14 protein-coding genes are annotated in these 18,163 nt (G+C 67.8%); 5 read left to right on the top strand and 9 right to left on the bottom strand.

What is annotated here, in order from left to right; genetic code table 11:
- Positions 1-22 precede the first annotated feature (22 nt).
- Positions 23-667: an RNA polymerase sigma factor gene (locus Pla123a_RS17745; protein WP_146589428.1), complete on the top strand. Its 645-nt coding sequence runs from the start codon at positions 23-25 to the stop codon at positions 665-667.
- Between the two features lie 265 nt (positions 668-932).
- The gene (locus Pla123a_RS17740; protein WP_146589426.1) at positions 933-1,334 is read left to right on the top strand and encodes a hypothetical protein; all 402 of its coding nucleotides are present in this window, start codon (positions 933-935) and stop codon (positions 1,332-1,334) included.
- 126 nt (positions 1,335-1,460) lie between these two features.
- Here the strand turns inward: Pla123a_RS17740 and Pla123a_RS17735 are convergent, their stop codons facing one another.
- Positions 1,461-2,666 carry a rhomboid family intramembrane serine protease gene (locus Pla123a_RS17735; RefSeq protein ID WP_146589425.1) on the bottom strand — a complete coding sequence of 402 codons (1,206 nt, stop codon included), beginning with the start codon at positions 2,664-2,666 and terminating at the stop codon, positions 1,461-1,463.
- A gap of 114 nt (positions 2,667-2,780) precedes the next feature.
- Positions 2,781-3,605: an undecaprenyl-diphosphate phosphatase gene (locus tag Pla123a_RS17730; RefSeq protein WP_197528077.1), complete on the bottom strand. Its 825-nt coding sequence runs from the start codon at positions 3,603-3,605 to the stop codon at positions 2,781-2,783.
- Positions 3,606-4,202: 597 nt separating this feature from the next.
- On the opposite strand from Pla123a_RS17730, the gene Pla123a_RS17725 reads away from it, so the two are divergent.
- From Pla123a_RS17725 to Pla123a_RS17715, 3 genes are all read left to right on the top strand, one after another.
- A complete protein-coding gene (locus Pla123a_RS17725) occupies positions 4,203-5,180 on the top strand; it encodes an MBL fold metallo-hydrolase (RefSeq protein WP_146589421.1) in 978 nt (325 codons plus the stop codon).
- Between the two features lie 237 nt (positions 5,181-5,417).
- Complete coding sequence (locus Pla123a_RS24720; protein ID WP_197528076.1) at positions 5,418-7,145, top strand: hypothetical protein; 1,728 nt, start codon at positions 5,418-5,420, stop codon at positions 7,143-7,145.
- A gap of 21 nt (positions 7,146-7,166) precedes the next feature.
- Positions 7,167-8,489, top strand: a complete 1,323-nt coding sequence (locus Pla123a_RS17715) for a polysaccharide biosynthesis/export family protein (protein WP_146589419.1) — start codon at positions 7,167-7,169, stop codon at positions 8,487-8,489.
- A 902-nt stretch (positions 8,490-9,391) separates the two neighbouring features.
- Here Pla123a_RS17715 and Pla123a_RS17710 read toward each other — a convergent pair.
- From Pla123a_RS17710 to Pla123a_RS17680, 7 genes are all read right to left on the bottom strand, one after another.
- A complete protein-coding gene (locus Pla123a_RS17710) occupies positions 9,392-12,574 on the bottom strand; it encodes a hypothetical protein (protein ID WP_146589418.1) in 3,183 nt (1,060 codons plus the stop codon).
- A gap of 9 nt (positions 12,575-12,583) precedes the next feature.
- The gene (locus Pla123a_RS17705) at positions 12,584-12,943 is read right to left on the bottom strand and encodes a hypothetical protein (protein ID WP_146589416.1); all 360 of its coding nucleotides are present in this window, start codon (positions 12,941-12,943) and stop codon (positions 12,584-12,586) included.
- A gap of 38 nt (positions 12,944-12,981) precedes the next feature.
- The gene (locus tag Pla123a_RS17700) at positions 12,982-13,476 is read right to left on the bottom strand and encodes a KdsC family phosphatase (protein ID WP_146589414.1); all 495 of its coding nucleotides are present in this window, start codon (positions 13,474-13,476) and stop codon (positions 12,982-12,984) included.
- A 74-nt stretch (positions 13,477-13,550) separates the two neighbouring features.
- Entirely contained in the window at positions 13,551-14,654 is a 1,104-nt protein-coding gene (locus Pla123a_RS17695) for a KpsF/GutQ family sugar-phosphate isomerase (RefSeq protein WP_146589412.1), read from the bottom strand.
- Between the two features lie 578 nt (positions 14,655-15,232).
- On the bottom strand, positions 15,233-15,517 hold the full coding sequence (locus tag Pla123a_RS17690) for a (2Fe-2S)-binding protein (RefSeq protein WP_146589410.1): 285 nt from the start codon (positions 15,515-15,517) through the stop codon (positions 15,233-15,235).
- Positions 15,514-16,737, bottom strand: coding sequence for a M20/M25/M40 family metallo-hydrolase (locus Pla123a_RS17685; protein WP_231956530.1), 1,224 nt, complete (start codon positions 16,735-16,737; stop codon positions 15,514-15,516). The genes Pla123a_RS17690 and Pla123a_RS17685 overlap by 4 nt, the downstream gene beginning before the upstream one ends.
- Positions 16,738-16,788: 51 nt before the next feature.
- Positions 16,789-17,943, bottom strand: a complete 1,155-nt coding sequence (locus Pla123a_RS17680) for a Gfo/Idh/MocA family protein (RefSeq protein ID WP_197528075.1) — start codon at positions 17,941-17,943, stop codon at positions 16,789-16,791.
- Positions 17,944-18,163 lie beyond the last annotated feature (220 nt).

The raw sequence follows: 18,163 nt of genomic DNA, 5'->3' as shown, positions 1-18,163 counted from the left end.
CCCGGCGAACCCAATCCCCGATATGCCCGAAGCGACCAACCCCGACGCCCTGCTGATCGAACAGATCCGCCTCGGCAAGCCCGACGCCTGGAACCGGCTGATCGGCGAGTACGAGGGCCGGCTGCTGGCGTTCGTCGAGAGCCGCCTGCGGCGCCGCGCCGCCAGCGAGGACGTCGTGCAGGAGACCTTCATCGGCTTCCTGACTAGCCTGCCCAACTACGACGCCCGCCGCCCGCTCGAGGGCTACCTGTTCTCGATCGCCGCCCACAAGCTGACCGACTACCTCCGCCGCGAGGGGCGCCGCCCTGCCCTGCCGCTCAGCTCGACCGACGGCTCCGATGGCGAGGCGTGGGACCTGCCCGGCGGGGCCCGCGGCGCGAGCAGCATCGCCCGCAGCGGCGAGCGCAAGGGCCTCGAGGAGCAGGCGCTGGCCGAGGCGCTCGAGGACCAGTTCGAGCGCTGGTGCGAGAAGGACGACTACCAGAAGATTATGGTGATGGAGCTGCTGTTCACCCGCGGCTGGGGCAACAAGCAGGTCGCCGAGGAGCTGACGCTGAGCGAGCAGCAGGTCGCCAACTTCAAGTACGACTTCCTTGCCCGAATCCGCTCGCAGGTCCGCAAGCAGCAGCTCAGCGAAGACATCTTCCCGGAGCTGTACGAGGAGTAGGCGGTGGTTGAGGGACGCTGGGCGGCAGCTAAGCTACGCCCGCAAGTTCCCCCCTCCCTGCGAGGGAGGGACTGGGGGCGGGTCACCCGCCGCAAAGTTGGTTGAATTCACCTGTCCTCTGGCCTGTCCTTTGAAACTCACACGCTGAACATGCCAACCCGGGGTTGAGACCTTTCACCCTCCCCTAGCCCCTCCCTGCGAGGGAGGGGGAGTTGAGGCGAAATCTTCTGTAGCTACTAGCCACCACCTACCAGCCACCCCCACCATGCACACCGCCGCCGAACTCGAAGCGTACCTCGACGAGGCCCTGCCCGCGGAGCGGATGCAGGCGATCGAGCAGTCCCTGCGCGACGACCCGACGCTGGCCGAGCGGCTGGTTGAACTCAACGCCCGGCGGGACGCCGGCGTGCACTCGCTGGGCGCGGTGTGGCGGCGGCGGCGGCTGACCTGCCCCAGCCGTGAGCAGCTCGGCAGCTACGCGTTGGGGGTGCTCTCTCGCGGGCACGCCGACTACGTGCGGTTCCACCTCGAGACTGTCGGCTGCCGGCTGTGTGTCGCGAACCTGCACGACCTCAACGAGCGGCAGTCGGCCGCCAGCCAGGACAACGAGGTGCGTCGCAAGAAGTACTTCCAGTCGACCGTCGGGCGGCTGAAGGCAGAGGACTAAAGGGTTTCCCTCCCTCTCCGGGGGCGCCCCGGTAGTCGGCTTCCCTTGAGAGGAACCCGGGTACCCACGTCACCCCCACCCCGGCCCTCCCCCGGAGGGGGAGGGAGTGTTTTCACCAAACGCCACTCACCAAACGCCGTCGTCGAGTTCGAGCTCGCCCTCTTGCTGCAGCACGCGGGCCTTGGCGGCGATCTTCTTGGCGAGCTTCAGGTGCTCGGCCGGCAGCGCCTTGGCGTCGATGGCGTGCAGCAGGTCCATCGCCCGGGCCGGCTTGCCGAGCTCGACCACGCAGATCTGGGCGAGCTTCAGCCGCACCGGGTCGGCGGTCTGGTCGCCGCGGAGCTCGATCAGCCGGGCCATGTAGGCGGCCGACTCGCGGTACTTGCCGGCCTGGTGCAGCAGCGGGATCAGCCGGACCAGCTCGGGCTCGGTGAGCTCGACGTCGAGCTCGTGGTCGGCCTTGAGCTTCTCGAGCAGCTTGAGCGCGGCCAGGCCGTTGGCGTTCTGGAGGTAGAGGGCCAGCTGCTCGTGGGCGTCGACCGCTAGTTGGGCCTTGTGCTCTTGCTGCTTCGCGCGGCGTTTTTCCAAGAGCTTGAGGTTCTTTGCCTCCTCCTTGGCTGCGGAAGGCGTGTCGCCGTTCCAGGCGTGCAGCATGTCCCAGCCCTCGCAATCCACGGCCTTGGTCTTGAGCATCGCGATCGCCAACGGGAAGCCAATCGCAAAACCGGCCAGGTGCAACCAACCCGACGCCGATCCGACGGCGGGGCCCAACGCGTGGTAAAGGATTAGGTAGAGGATGTCCAAGCCGACGTAACCGAGGCAGACCAGGTAGATTGCCGCCTCGAACGTACCGGCGGAAACGAAGTAGAAGAACCAGCAGAAATAGTAGAACTGAATCTCGTTGACGGGCGACCACACGAGCGCCATGGCCATGATGCCGTAGATCGCGGTCGAGGCGCCCAGCGATCCGGGAACGGACCCCTGATAGTTGAGGAACAACGCCTGCTCGGCCGCCGATTCGAGGACCGCGATGCCTAGGTAGCAGGCGAGGAAGCGGAGCGATCCGATCTTCCCCTCAACCACCAACCCGAAGACCCACAGGAACACCATGTTCCCCAGCAGGTGCCCGATGCCGGCGTGCATGAACGCCGAGGTGAGCCACTGCAGCGGATTGATTTCGCCGTAGAGCAGCATCCATTCCTCGCCGCCATTGGGCAGCGCGCCCGCCACCGACGCGACGAAGATGAGGATGTTGGCGGCAATCAAGCCAACCGTCGCAAACGGCCAATGGTAGACCGGGGCGTCGGTGGATACCGGGAAAAAGAAGAACACGCCGCGTCGCCTGCTGTGGGCCTAGGAGACTGCCTATCAGGAGCCTCTAGGATAAGCGACCCGCTGCGCGTTTGCGAACAGAAACCGGCTCGCAGAGCCTGCCGTTGGCTTCGCTTAGCCCGCCGTGCGGAGCCACAGCTGCCAGGCGGTCACGACGACGCCCAGCGGCACGAGGTACCAGCAGAACATCGCCAGCTTGCCCTGCCGCACGAACCGCAGCAGCTGCCACAGGGCCAGGTAACCAACCACAAACGACACCACCGCCGCGATGGTCAGGTCGAGCGGCGCCACCGCGCGGACGCCGGCCTCTTCGCCCGACCGCTTGATCAGCTTCACGACCTCAATCGCACCCGGCCCGCCGATCGCCGGCACGGCCAACAGGAACGCGAACGTTCCGGCCGCCTGGCGGCTGAGGCCCGCCAGCAGCCCGCCGGCGATGGTCGACCCGCTCCGCGAGATGCCGGGCAAGAGCGCCAGCGCCTGCATGGCGCCGATGCCGAGCACGCGGCCGAAGGAGAGGTTCTGGTAGTCGTCGCCGCCGTCGTCCTGGCGTTGTCGGCTGCCGAAGTAGAGGATCGCCGCGGTGACCGGGAACATCAGCCCGGCCAAGAGCGGGCTGTTGAGGGTCTCCTCGGCGTAGTGCTTGAGGGGGAAGCCGATCACCGCCGCCGGGATGGTGCCGACAATCAGCAGCAGCGCCACGCGGCGGTCGGTGCCGAGCATCCGAACGAGCTCTTTCCAGTAGAACACCACCACGGCCAGCAGTGTGCCGACGTGCAGCACGATGTTGACCTCGAGCATCTCGTCGAAGTTGACCTGCTCGCCGCCCAGCGCTTGGAGGATCGCGTTGGTGACCACCAGGTGACCCGAGGAACTTACGGGCAGGAATTCGGTCAGGCCCTGAACGATGGCCAGCAGGATCAGGTCGAGTAGCGGCACGTCTGCAATCCGGGTTCCGGGGCGCGGCTCCGGGTTGAACGTCCCCCGGGAGCTCGAGGCGAACCGGCTATGATAGCGTTTCGGCTCTTTGGACACAGCGGCGGCAGCAGGCAGGCACAGCGGCGGCAGCAGGCAGGGCGAATCGGGGTGTTCTCCCATTTCGTTGTAGATACTAACCGCCGAGCGCGGTCCAATAGAGGGTGCGCCAGAGCAACTTGGGCGTGTGCCGGAGGGAAACAGCTGCCGGCGGAAGCGGGCAGTTTGCGGAGGCTGCTGCGCGCACGGTAGACCGGTCCGCCGCGTGGGGGCCCTATTCCAGCGGAATCGCGCGCGGGGGTTTTGTCCCCTCCGCGCGTTAAATCGGACAATACCCGGCTAGCGGGTCAGCAGCGGGCGGCGTGTTTGAGGCTGCTATAGCCGTGTCAAATCGCAACGTTAGCTGAGCGTTCCCTGTGACGCTGAGACGGGTGGCGGACAAAACCCGGTGGACAAAACCCTTCCGGTGGCAATCAGCGAGGCGTAGCCCGCCGGCTACTGGTTGGCGAACCTGCTGATGGCGACCACTGAGATCGAACCCAAAAACCGGAATCTGCTGCGTTGTTCCACTACGAAAACGGACTGATGCTCACCCGGCCGCGGCTGGCGATCGACATCCCCCGGCGGCAGCCGCGGGCGTTTGTGTCGCACGCGCACGCGGACCACATCGCCCGGCACGAGCTGGCCCTCTGCACGCCGGCCACCGCGGCGTTGTACCGGCACCGGCTGGGGGCGTCCCGGCGCGTGATCGAGATGCCGTACGGCGAGCCGCTCGACTACCAGGGCGCCAAGCTCACCGCCCTGCCGGCCGGGCACTGCCTGGGCTCGGCGATGCTGCTGGCGGTGGTCGACGGGCAGCGTCTGCTGTACACGGGGGACTTCAAGCTGGGCGAGTCGCTCACGGCGCAGCGGGCCCAGCCGCCCGAGGCCGACCTGCTGGTCATGGAGACCACCTTCGGCAACCCCAAGCGGCGGATGCCGCCCCGCGCGGAGGTGATCGGCGAGTTCATCGCGCTGGTCCGTCGGATCCTGGCCGACGGCAAGACGCCGGTCGTGCACGCGTACCAGCTCGGCAAGTCGCAGGAGGTGACCGCGATGCTCACGTCGCACGGCCTGCCGGTGCTGCAGCACCCCTCGATCTACGAGGTGAGCCGCGTGTACGAGCGGTGCGGCGTGGCGCTCGGCCGCGAGGGGGCGGAGGTTGGAGCCTACCACGGGTCCGCCCTGGCCGGCCACGTGGTCGTGACCCTGCCGCGGACCATGCCCGCGTTCCGCCTGGCCGGCATGGGCGACGTCGAGACGATCACGCTGACCGGCTGGGCGATTGACCCCGGCGCCCGCTTCCGGCTGAAGGTCGACCACGCGTTGCCGCTGTCGGACCACGCGGACTTTGACGAGCTGGTCGAGCTGGTGCGGCTGGTCCGCCCGCGACGGGTCGCCACCACCCACGGCCCGCCCGGCTTCGACGAGCAACTCCGGGCCCTGGGGTACGACGCCCAGCCACTTGCGCCCGACGCCCAGCGGCGGCTGTTTGAGTAGCTCCGCTTGCGGCAGAACGGCCGCTAGCATTGCTGGCGCCGGGGCCGGCGGGCTGGCAGTCTGCGTCCGACTGTGACGGATGCGCCGGTGCGGCCCACCCTCGGGGGGCGCGATCACGACGCTTTTGTTGGTTGTCTTGGTGCGGGCGCGTCGAATTGCTTTCTGTGCAGAGAGATCGGTCGCGTGGCTGTCGCTCTGCGCCGCTTCAGGGATGTTGCAGTCGACTGTAAGGAAGCTATGGACGCCGGCCCAAACGAACGCCAGCCCAGCAACTTCGTGTTGTTCGCCACCGCGTTGCTCTGCGGAGCAGCGCTGGTTTGGGCTTACCGCGACCGCGAGGTCCGGTTGTCGGCGGCCGCCGCTGACGAGGCGGAGTTCGGCGCCCCGGCGACCCCGCCCGAGGTTGTTTGGGACCCCAGTTGGGAAGCCGCCGCCCCAGCGTCACGGTCCTTCGTTTCAACGCTGCCGACCGTGACCCTGCTGCCGCCGGTCGCCTCGAGCGGCGTCGCCGTGGAGCCGCTTGGCGCCCCACTGCTGGCGGCTCCGTTGCTGGCGGCCCCGACGCTGGCGGCCCCGGCGACCGACCCATTCGAGCCAGCGGCGCCCGACGCGGCCCCGTGGCTGCCGGACACCGACGAGTACAACACCCACGGCCTGGGCGGCGAGGCCTTCGCGCCGACGCTCCTCGCGCCGGACGACCTCGCCACAGACGAGCAGTCGGTGCTGGTCGAGCAGCCGACGCCGGCGCCCGAGGAGATCGAGAACCCGTACTTCGCGCCGACTGGTCCGCGCGTCGCCGAGGCGGCTCAGCCGGCCACGGAGCCGCCCGCGCCCGCGGCCGACATCACCCCGCTGGCGCCCCGCGACTTCTACGAGGACGACCTGGCCGCGTTCGCCGCCGACATCCCCCGCGACGAGCTGCTGACCTACACCCCGGCCGCCGGCGACATCAGTCAACGCGTCGCCCCCGAGGTGCAGGCCGCCTTCGCGTTGGGGCGGCACGGCGCGCTGTACGCCGCCCGCGAGCGGTTTGTCGACGCCATGCGTGTGATCGCCCTGGCGCGGGACGCCGACGGCTCGACCGACCGGTTCAGCCGCGCGCTCGACGAGGGCCTGGTTGCGCTTGACGAGGCCCAGGACTTCCTGCCCGGCGGAGCCGTGAGCAAGGAGCTGACGGTCGCCGAGGTCGCGGCCTCGCACCAGACCCCGATGCTGCGCAACCACCGCCGGGCCGAGTGGACCCTGCCGCAAGAGGCAGCCGCTCTCTACTACCGCTTCGCCGAGCAGAAGCTGGCCGCCTCCGTGGCGGGCGAGCAGGCCGGCTCGATGGCGCTGTACGGCCTCGGCAAGACCTACGACCGGCTGGCCGAGGTCGAGAAGTCCCCCGCCGAGCGGCAGCTCTCGCTCGCGATGCACCGTGCCGCGCTCACCGCCCACAACGGCAACCACATGGCCGCCAACGAGCTGGGCGTCGGGTTGGCGAAGGTCGGCCGCTACGACAAGGCCGCGGTCGCGTTGCAGCAATCAATCACCAGCGGTGGCGGCTCGACCGTCTACCGCAACTTGGCCCACGTGCAGCACAAGCTCGGCCAGAACCGCCTCGCCGCCGAGACCAGTCAGCAGGCCGAGCGGCTCGCGATGGCCGAACGAACTGACGGCGCGTTCAGCCGCGAGCAGGGCGTCCAGTGGGTCGCCCCCGACCAGCTGGCGCGGCAGTCCTCGCCGGCCGGCGCCCCGCCCCAGCCGGCGGTCGCCTCGCTGCCGAGTCCCCAGCAACCGGCCGCCGAGCAGCCGTCGTCCTCGCCGCTCGGCGGCGTGAAGCGGTTCGCTAGGCGGATCTGGGTCGGCTCGCCCGACACGGCCACCGCCCCACCGACGCCCGTTCCGGCCGCGCAGGGCCCCGCCCCGCAGGCGCCAACCAACCGCACGGCGACGCCGGTCCGCAGCCAGACTACCTTCCGTTAACGCACCGGACGAAGCGCTACGATGCCCCTCAATCGCCTCCGCACCCCCGCTCTCGCGGGCATGATCGCCGTCACGCTGGTTGTGCTGCTACGCCCGATGGCTTCGCCGAAGGCCGCCGAGCAGCACAAGTCCGCGGCGGCGTCAAAGCCAGAGCAGAGTCGTTCGACAGCGCCCGTGACGGCCGAGTACCGTGCTGTTGCGGGCAGGGCCCAGCCGGTGCGGCTGTGCCAGAGCCTGGGCCCGGCGGCGCCGCACTCCATCTGGGCGGTCGACAGCGCCCGCGGCGGCTGCCAATACGAGGTCGGATGGGACGCCCGCAGCTGCTGCACCCCGTGGCAGTCGTACGCCCAGGGAGAGTATGTCGGCCACGCGCGGACTGCACACGTGCCCGAGTACCGACTGCGGGTCGACGACACGCTGTCGGTATTCTTCCTCCGCACGCGTGAGATCCAGCCCGGCTCGTACACGCTGCAGGTCGGCGACGTCGTGCGGGTCGAGTCGCTCACCGCCGGCGGCAACACCGGCTCATCGGGGACCGGCACGACCACCAACGAGGACTCCCTCAACCGCGACCTGATCGTCCAGCCCGACGGCACTATCAAGCTGCCGCTGGTCAACCGCGTGCCCGCGGCGGGTCGCACCATCGAGGCGTTGCAGGAAGACCTCGAGGAGCGCTACACCAAGTACTACCGCGCCCCGACCATGACGGTCACGCCGATCCAGGTGAACACCCGGCTTGAGGACCTGCTGGAGACGGTCGACGCCCGCGGGGCCATCAACGGCGGCCGCCAGCTGTCGGCGGTGGTGACCCCGGCCGGCAAGATCCAGCTGCCCGGGCTCGGCAGCGTTTACGTCCAGGGCCTGACTCTAGCCGAGGCGAAGCTCGAGATCGACTCCCGCTACGCCAACACCATCCCGGGCGTGACGGTCACGGTCGACTTGTCGAAGCGGGCCCAGCGGTTCATCTACGTGGTGGGCGAGGTTGCGCAGCCGGGGCGGTTTGAGCTTGAGGGCCCGACTACCGCCATGCAGGCGATCGCGCTGGCCGGCGGCTGGCAGGTCGGATCGAACCTGCGGCAGGTCGTGGTGTTCCGCCGCGGCCCGGACTGGCGTCTGATGGCGACCATGATCGACCTCCGCGGCGCCCTGTACGGCCGCCGGCCGACGCCAGCCGACGAGATTTGGCTCAACGACTCGGACATTGTGCTGGTGCCGAAGAACCCGATCCAGGTGGTCGACGAGGTGGTCGAGCAGGTCTTCACCCGCGGCGTCTACGCGGCGGTGCCGCTCGAGCTGATCTGGGGCCAGGGATTCGCCACGGTCAGCTCGATCATCAGCCAGTAGGGGACGCCCACGGCGTGCGAAGCCGCAAAGAATTTCTTCGCGTCAGGAAAACAATCAATCGGCGGCTACCGTACTCAATCAAGCGACCGCACCCAGCATCGCCCGCCAGGGCGTCTGTCTCCGAGCGTCTCTACAACGGGCGGCGTAGCAATAACCAACCGCCGGTTAACGAATTCACCCCCAAGGACCCCACCAGCACACCAGCGCAAAACCAAAGGAGGCTCGACGAGCCCTCCAACCACACGACAGGCAAAGAATCAAAGATGCCTAACCCAGGGTGTCGTACATGGAGCGAGTATCGATTGGGGGAACCCAGTCGTGTCGCCCGTCGGTTGGCGGAGGGCTCGTCCAGCCTCCTTCAGTTCGCTTCTCGTATTTTCTCCCGCACGCTGTCTTGCTAGTACGCGTCGTTTCTTGGCAGCGCCTAGAGCTCACGCACTCGACAACGAAACCACGGTTACGTCTCAGAGCTTGGTCGCTAAGTGGGGCCAGACCTGGCGCCAGGTCTGGCGATTGGCTCCCGATCGGGAGGCGACTTTCGATAGAAGTCGTTCGGCGTCGATCGCTAGCGTTGTAAGGCCGACCGGCTTGCTTGCCCTGGTCGCTGCCTGAGATGATCTTGAAGGTTCCGAGTTGGGCCCTCAGCAGGGCTCGAGTCAATCGATCGGAACCGCCTGTTTCGGAACCGCCTGTTGCTGCCGCCACCGAGCGTTCCATTCGCCGGGGCAATCGTCAGGGCAGAGCCGCCTGTTGACTCTTTACGCACGGTAAGCCCGGCGGCATCGGGCGTCAATCATCCGGCGCGGGTTTTCACTGAAAATTAGCCTTGCGCGCGCACTGCTGCCGCAACCGCGGTTATGTCACCTGCCATAACTATTTGCAGGGGTGATACAGCGTGCGGCCTAGCGCACCGAAGGCCGCTGGGGCATGCCCGGCCGCTGGGCAGAGTCGAGCGGCCCCGAGCTGCCGTGGCTAAAGTCGTTGATCGCAACCTTGCCCGTCCTTCGCCAGTAGTGCAACGCGCCGGCCTGGAATACCTTCGGCTGGCCGCCGGGCTGGTCCTGCTGGTAGAGCTTGGCAGGAGACTGGGTGTCGCCTTCGAGGATGAACTCTTCCTTTGCCTTGCTGTAACTGGCCGACTTGGCGTAGGCGGTGAACTGGCCCTTGTCCTTGGCCGCGCCTTGGATCTCGACCGAGCCCGTTGCGCGCAGCTCGATCGGTCCGAGCCCTTCGGTGGGTTGGGCGGAACCAGTGAAGCGGGCCAGCGGGTCTTCGTTGACAGTTAGCTGATCGCACTTCAGCGTGCCGGTGTCTGGTGGCAGCCCGCGCGGGTGCAACATCGGCAGCTCTTGTTCCCACTCGAGCACCGGCCCAAAGACCGACTCGACGTTGCCGTGGAAGCTGACCTGGCGGCGGCCCTCCAGGATGTTGCCGGTGACGCCGCGGAGGAACTTGACCCGCAGGAACTGCAGCCCCTTGCCGGACGGCTTGGCCGGCGCGGCGCCTGGAGTCGACAACGTCAGCGGGCCGCCGGCGTTCTCGAGACGCACGCTGCGGATCCAGCCGGGGCCCTGCCCGCTGATGTCGCCGGTGGAGCGGTCGATCGAGAGCGAGGCCAGCGTGCCGTGCTCGTGCGAGGTTTGTCCTCCGGCGTCGACCGCGCGGTGGTCCAAGGTCACGCCGCCTTCGCACTCGATCTTGGCGATCTCGATGTTGCGTGAGCTGCCCCGCGAGTTGACAAAGTTGATCGGCCGCGACAGCGTGGCGGTGACCTGCTGGCAGCGGACCCAGTCGTGCGGCCCCTCGCCCAGGACATCCTGTTTGACGGTGATCGCCCGCCCGTCGAAGTTCAGTCCGCCACGCCACTTGAGGTGGAGCGCTTGGGCGGCGTTGGTGGTTTGCCCGAACAAGTCGCGATCGACGCTGACGCGGGCGTTGCCCGCGCCGTCGGCCCACATGCGGTTGGCGGCCTGGTCGAGGTTGACGGTGGTGGCCTGGAGCGTGAGCCCCTGGGCGACGATCTCGGCGAGCGCGGCCGCGTCGTTCTGGTTGTCTGCTCCGTCCACGCGGACCTTGATCGAGCCGGACTCGAGGTCGCTGACCTTAAGCCGCGCGCCCTCGACGCTCAGCGGCGTCTGGGCCGAGCCCTGCGGCGCGTCCTCGGTAAACCGGACCGCGCCCTGGCAGATCAGGTTGGCCGGCTTCGCGCGCCGGCCCTGCAGCAGCAGGTCGAGCTGCATCTTCTGCGAGACCAGGTGGTAGGTCTTCTGCGGCGTGCGGACGCTGGTTGTGCCGCTCCCGCCGCCAGCAAAGCCAGCGGCTTCCGAGTTGGGCGCCGATAGCTCGAGTGAGTTGTCTTCTGGGCGGATCCAAACCACCAGCTCGTTGGTCTTGCCGCTGAGCTCGGGCGACTCGAGCTGCACCGCCCCGATGGCGTTAATCCGCTCGGGCATTAGCGCTAGGCGCTCGCCGCTGCCGACCTCGATCGCGGGGCCCTCCTTGCCGTCGGGCGCGACCTCACGGAACGCGACCCGCAGCCGGTCGCTCGTGATCCGGCCGACGCGTGAGCTGATGATCTGCGGGCGGCCCTCGACCATCAGCACCGGCTGGCCGCTCTCGCGGTTGAGCTGCACGGGGAACTCCATCCCGGGGACCGCGTTCCAGTGGGCCTCGATGACTTCCTGGGGGTTCTCGGCCTTCGGCACGACCCGCATCTGACCAGGGCCGGCTAACCACAAGCGGCCGATCGGCGCGGGGTCGTCCTTGCTGGGGTGGCGGTACCGGATGACCGGCGCCCGCAGCTCGTTGCCCCCCTGCATCAGGTAGGGAGATCCGCCGTCGAGCGTCAGGTCGCGCGACTCGAGCTCGATCCGCAGTCGCCGCGCCCGGGCACGGGCGCCGCGGGAGGGTGAGTTCATGTTGACCGGTTCGCCGGTCGCCTCGAGCAGCGTTGGCTTCAGGTCAGAAAGTGCGCTCCGCTGCTCCTCGGCCAGGTCGGGCGAGGTCTGCGGCGAGAGCGACTCGTCGGAGAAGCGGATGGCAAGCTGCTCGCAGGTGAGCTGGTCGCTCTGCCCGGTGAGGCTGAGCTGGGTCGCCAGCACGTCCTTGTTGAACGTGGCGGTGAAGTCCAAGAAGTTGAGCTGGAAGGAGCCTTTGCAGACCACCTCAAGCGGTGGCGAGGGCGTGGCGACCGGCTGCCGCGTGGCGGTCCGCGGCGCGGCGTACACCGAGGGCTGCTGACCCGCGCCGGCCCACACACCGGCGCCGCTCTTGGGCGTAGGGACGCTGGCCGCGGTGAGCTGGACCCGGCGTGGTTGCGTAGCGTGGGCGACGGTTTCCTCGCTGAGGTTGAGCTTGTCAACCTGCAGTTCCAGCCGGACGCTCTTAAGGATCTCGAGGTACTTGACGCCATTGAAGCCGAAGCCGCTGGCGCCTGGCTTCTTGAACTCCTCTTCGAGCAGGAAGATCTCCATGTGCTCGCCGCCGCCGCGGTTCTTGCCGAGCCGGAAGGAGACCACCCCCAGCGAGACGATGCGGGTCTCGTTCATCTGCAAGTCCGAGGTCGTGATCTCGAGGTCGTCGGCCGGGCCCGGGTCCTGCATGTCGCTGCGGATGGTAATCTGGCCGGGCAGGTGCCCCTGAACCAGGTTGCCGATGCTGCCCCGCGAGGGGTTGAAGTTGCGGTCGAACTGGAGCTTGGCTCCCTGGGGCGCCTCGATGACGACGGCGTCGCGGGGCGCGGCGGCGCCCGGACGGCGGGGAGTCGGGAAGACCAGCACGGCGCACTTCGTCAGGTTGACCCGGCCGGTGTTGTCGCGGACGTAGTCGTCCACGATCATCATCACCTGGCCGCTCTCGATCACCTTCGGCTTGCCCGCCAGCGACCAGTGGCCCGCCGGGAAGTAGGCCGACAGCAGCTGCTGGTACTTGGCGACCGGGCTGACGGTCACGATCGCGCCGGCGTTGCCGCCGACCTGCGTCGTGCGCGGCGGGTCGATCATCGGCGCCAGCATCAGCGCGTACGCCTGGTAGGCGACGAACACGACGCCGAAGGCGATCAGGCTGCGGGTGAGCTTGGCGAACATTGAGGCTTCTTAAGAGCCAGAGGGTGCTAGAGCTAACGAGGAAAACCGCCCGCTGAACACCATGCCCCTCTGAGCCTCCGTCTGCCGGAAAAGCTCCGCCGTTTGCGGGAATGCTTTCTCCATTAGTTCTTTTTTGAATGAGAGGGAAGGTTTGGCGTCGGCGGAACTCGCTGCCCGTGATTGCATCGCGTCACGGGTTAGAGGCAAGGAAGAGGCGATCAGATCTTGCTTGAAGAATTCCAGCTCGTCGGCGTGAGGGTGTTCATCCGGGGGAACGAAGCGGACCTCGTAAACGGGCATGTAGCCAATCGCGACGGTCGGAAGGACAGACAACGCTGCAACGACGAAATACGCGAGCGATCGGATCATGTTCTTAACCGAGCAAAAGCCAGTTTCCCCAACGGAACTTAGCGCTTGGTCCTCTGCTTTAGGATCACCTCGATTAGCTCGCGGATCGCGCCGCGGCCGCCCGGCAGGGTGGTGGTCATGTCGGCCGCGTGCAGCAGCTCCTCGGCGGCGTCCGCCACCGCGACCCCGAGTCCGACCGCCTTGATCACCGGCAGGTCGGGCAGGTCGTCGCCGATGTAGGCGATTTCCGACAGCATCACGTCTTGTTCGGCTGCGATCCGCTCTACCACCGGCAGCTTGTCGCCGGCGTTCTGGCAAACGATCTCGATGTCGAGTTCCTGGCAGCGGCGGGTGACCATGGGGCTCTCCCGCCCGGTCACAACGCCAAACCGTCCGCCGGCGCGCTGCCACAGCCGGATGCCGAGGCCGTCGCGGATGTTGAAGCTCTTCAGCTCGCCGCCGTTGGAATCGTAGATCACCAAGCCGTCGGTCATCACGCCGTCGACGTCCGAGAGCAGCAGCTTGATTTGTCGGCAGGTGTCGGAGAGCGTCATGGCCAGTTTGTCAGCCGCGGGGCGTTAGCCCGCGGTTGCTCTGCGGTTCGCTGATGAGGACACGGGCAAAAACACTAGCCGGCAGCGAAGACGTCTTCGCCCGGGAAGATCTTCACGTTGCTGGCGGCCGGCGCCGGGCGCTGACTCGGCTTCTCACTGCTCAGCCGCATGCCGACGACGTCGGTGACGTCGATCATGCCGAGCGGCTTGCCGTCGGCGTCGACGACCGGCAGCTCGCTGAACTTGCGGGCGGCCAGCAGCTCGACCGCGGCGGTGGTTTTCTGGCCGACACGGATAGTCGTCGGGTTGGCGATCATCAGCTTGGCAATTGGCGTGTCGAGCTTGGATTCGGCGCCGTGCTCGAACAGCCGGGCCAGGTCGCTATCGGTGAACAGCCCGGCTAGCTTGCCGGCGTTGTCGGTCAGCATGATCGCGCCCGAGCGGCGGCCGGGGCGGCTGCACTGGATCAGCACCTCGCGGGCGGACTGGTCGAGCCGCGCGACGCGGCACTCCTTGAGCGGACGCATCACGTCCTCGACGTTGCTCAGCTTGCGGCCCAGGGCCCCGCCCGGGTGATAGCGGGCGAAGTCCTCCTCGCGGAAGCCTCGCATGCTGCTGAGGACGAGCGCCAGGGCGTCGCCCAACGCGAGCATTACGGTCGTGCTGGTGCTCGGCGCCAGGCCGAGCGAGCAGGCCTCCTCGAGCCTGCCGAGCTCGAGCACGACCTCGGCCGCGCGGCCCAGGGTGCTCTCGGACGAGGCGGTCATGGCGATGATCGGCAGCCCGCGCGAGCGGAGGCTCGGCAGCAGCTGCGTGACCTCGGAGGTCTCGCCCGACTGCGACAGCGCGAGCACGACGTCGTTGTCGTGGAAGCGGCCGAGGTCGCCGTGGAACGCCTCGGCGGGGTGGACGAAGTGCGCGTGCGCGCCGGTCGAGGCGAGGGTCGCGGAGATCTTCTGACCGATGATGCCGGCCTTGCCCATGCCGGTGACGATCACGCCGCCCTGGGCTTCGTGGAGCAGGCGGACCGCTTCGGTGAAGGAGTGGTCCAACCGGTTCGAGACGTGCCACAGCGCGATTGCCTCGCGGCGCATGATCTCTTTGGCGGCGCGCAGCTGCTCGTGGTGGGTGAGGTTCGGCTGGTCGGCGCTGCTGCGCCGCGCGGCGGAGTGGGGCATGGTTGGTCTTCCTTGACCGTCGTGGGTTGGGGTCGGGAGTTTAGCCGCGCGGCCAAAACGCCGCAACGGCGTCGCCCGGCGGGGATTGCCGGGCGACGCGGCGCATAAAAAAAGCTCCCAGAAAAGCACACGTCCCAGGGGGGCAGAGGACGTAGCAACTTTTCCGGGAGCGATTGGACGCGTGGCTCACTGCTTCAGGGGGGACAAAAGCAGCGCCGGGGCGTCGGGAGTGTTCGGGGCGGCTGCGGGCATCCATGCCGAGCGAACCGCTTCGCGGGACAGCCTTGCGGCCGGGCCACTCCACGTGTTTCATCGGGATGGACGCAAGAGAGTACAGTGAACCGGATGGCTCGCGGCGCTTCCTTGCGTCCGTTTGGTCCTCCGCTTTCGGCGTTGGAGAGTCAAGTCCTTCTTGTCGCACCGGCGTCTGTCAGCATCCTGCCGACGTTTGTTGGCGCCCCGTGCGTCACGTGTGGGCGGGAGAATACGCCGGTCGTGGGAATCGATCAAGGGCAGTTGGTCGGGTTCTCAAAAAACAAAAAGAAAACCCATGCGCGGCGGCACTGCTGGCGCCTTTACTACGACGCGCTCGGCGGCGGCGTGCCCTTGCCGGACTTAACGTACGCGCTGCGCGACGTGGCGTAGTCGTCGCTGCTCGGCAGGTCGACGCCTTCGACGTCGGCCGCTTCGCGCGACGCCTCGAACAACTTCTTCAAAAACGGCCGGCACCAGCCGCACCCCGTGCCCGCTCCGTGGCACTCCGCCAGCTGCGACGCCGCGCGCGGTCGTTCGATACGCAGGTAGTTGATCACCTTCCGCTTGGTGACGTGGAAGCACAGGCAGAGGTGCTCGTCGTCGTTCATGCGGTTGGCTCCGCGGCGGTGAGCTGCAGCGCCAGGCGGCGCGCGGTCTGGAACTCGTCGATCACAAGTTCCTCGCCCTGCTTGTGGATGCCACGCTGCCCGCAGCCAAACGAAACGGTCGGCAGGCCGCGGTGCGTCAGCCAGTTGGCGTCGAGCCCGCCGTTGGCGATCGCCAGCTCCGGCTCGAGCCCGAGCGCCTCAACCGCGGCCACCGCTGCCTGCACCGACTCGTGCGACGCGGGCAGGCGGAACGACTCGTAGTCGAGCTGACCGTTGATGTTCACCTGGCCTGTCTGGCCGGCGGTGTTCTTGACCTTTGCCGCCGCGGCGTGGAAGGCCTTCTCCATCTCGGCGACGATCTGCTGGCGGAACTCGGGGTCGTGGCTGCGGGCCTCGGCGCGGAGCACGACCCGGTCGGTCACGACGTTGGTCGCCTGGCCGCCGGCGATGACGCCCACGTTGCTGGTCCCCTGGCGGCCGCTCTTGCGGATGCGGCCGTGCCAGCCGCGACGGGTGAGGTCGGCGATGGCGATGGCCGCGATGCTGATCGCGCTGACGCCCTCCTCGGGGGCGTTGCCCGCGTGGCTGGGGATGCCGAGGATCTCAACCGCCATGCGGTAGCCGCCGGTGGCGCCGATCGTGACCTTCGTCGGCGACGAGCCGTCGAAGTTGAACGCCAGCTTCGGCTTGCCCAGTTGGGCGAGCGACACGTGCCGCGCCCCGCACAGTCCGACCTCCTCCTGCACGGTCCACAGGAATGTGAGCGGTGGGTGGTCGGCGCCGCTCCGCAGCACGGCCAGCAGCGTGCACAGCACCACCGCCGTGCCGGCCCGGTCGTCGGCGCCGAGCCCGGTCGCGGGGTTGCCCGACACGACGCGGTCGCCCTGACGCCTGGGCGTGCAGCCGACGCAGATCGGCACCGTGTCGACGTGCGCCGAGAACATCCGCCGCGGGCCTCTGAGCGTGCCGGGCAGCTTGACGATCAGGTTGCCAACCTCGCCCTTGAACGCCGACTTCTTGTGGGCGTTGTCGAATCGCAGCAGGCCCGCGTCTAGCCCCGCGCCACGCAGCTCCGCGACAATCGCGTCCACGACCAATCGTTCCTCGCAGCTGCGGCCGGGGATCGCCATCAGCTTCATCACCAGCCGCAGCGCCTCGGCGTCAGAGACAGCGCTCTCGAGCGAGGGGCGTTTGGCCGTCGACGGGTTCTTCTTGGGCACTTGCAACCATCATTTCGATTGGCGGGCGTGGTTAGGAAGCGTGGCGGGTGATCAGTCGATCTTCTCAACCGACTCCCACTTGCCGCTCTCGACGCTGCGCTCCACGGCGTTCAGCACCGCGACGCAATTGGCGCCGGCCAGGAAGCATGGGGACGGGTTCTTGTCCTGGGCGATCGCCTGGAGCATGTCGGCCACCGCGTTGACGAAGGTGTGGTCGTAGCCCAGCATGTGGCCCGGCGGCCACCAGGCGTGCATGTAGGGGTGGTCGCCCTCGGTGGCGATGATCCGCTTGAAGCCCTGCCGACTGTCGGCGGTGCTGTAGAACTCCAGCACGTTGAGGTCCTCGAAGCACCAGGCGAGCGTGCCCTTGCTGCCATTGAGCTCGATGCGGTTGAAGTTCTTGCGGCCCGGCGCCAGGCGGGTCGCTTCAAACGAGCCGAGCGCGCCGCCCGCGAACTTGGCGAGGAACAGCGAGCAGTCGTCGACGGTGACCGGCTCGGTCCCCTCGCCGGCGGTGCCGGTCAGGCCGCTCGAGGTCCCCTCGGCGGGCCGCTCGGTGATGAAGGTCCGCGTCTCGCCGACTACCTCGGCGATGTCGCCGACCAGGAAGCGGGCGAGGTCGACGCTGTGGGCGCCGAGGTCGCCGTGCGCGCCGGCGCCGGCGGTCTCCTTCCGCATCCGCCAGTTCATCGGGAACTCGGGGTCGACCAGCCAGTCCTGCAGGTACGTGCAGCGGACGTGGCGGACCTCGCCGATCTCGTCGGCCTCGATCATCTTCTTCGCGAGCGCCATGGCGGGCGTCTTGCGGTAGTTGAAGTTGATCATGTGCTTGACGCCGGACTCCCTGACCGCGGCGAGCATCTGCTTGCAGTCGTCCAGCGAGTTGGCCAATGGCTTCTCGCAGTAGACGTGCTTGCCGGCCTTGGCGGCGGCGATGGCGATCTCGGCGTGGGTGCTGCCGGGCGAGCCGATGTCGACCAGGTCGATGTCGTCGCGCTCGACCAGCTGGCGCCAGTCGGTTTCGATCGAATCCCAGCCCCACTGCCGGGCGAATTCCTTCACCGCCGCTTCATTGCGGCCGCAGACCGCCTTCATGACCGGCGTGAGGTCGAGGTCAAAGAAACGCCCGGCCGATTGGTAGGCGTGCGAGTGGGCCTTGCCCATGAACTTGTAGCCAACAAGTCCGATGTTCAGAGTTGAGCTCAAGACGTGACGCTCCGTCGAAAAACTGGTGGTTCAAGGGCCATTCATGTTACACCGCGACCAGCGTAAGAACGAGCGCCAGCGGTGCTGTCGTAGGGATTTGCCGGATTCGCGCGATTTTGGCCGAAGTGTCTGGCTGTAGCGATTGTGTCGAGCCGATAGCCCTTAACACAGTTCACGCCGTGCCATGACGCGCTCGGACCAAAACACTACGCCGGCTGGC

Source organism: Posidoniimonas polymericola (genome assembly GCF_007859935.1).
GTDB classification, from domain to species: Bacteria; Planctomycetota; Planctomycetia; order Pirellulales; family Lacipirellulaceae; genus Posidoniimonas; species Posidoniimonas polymericola.
This window is presented reverse-complemented; position numbering and strand designations above follow the sequence as displayed.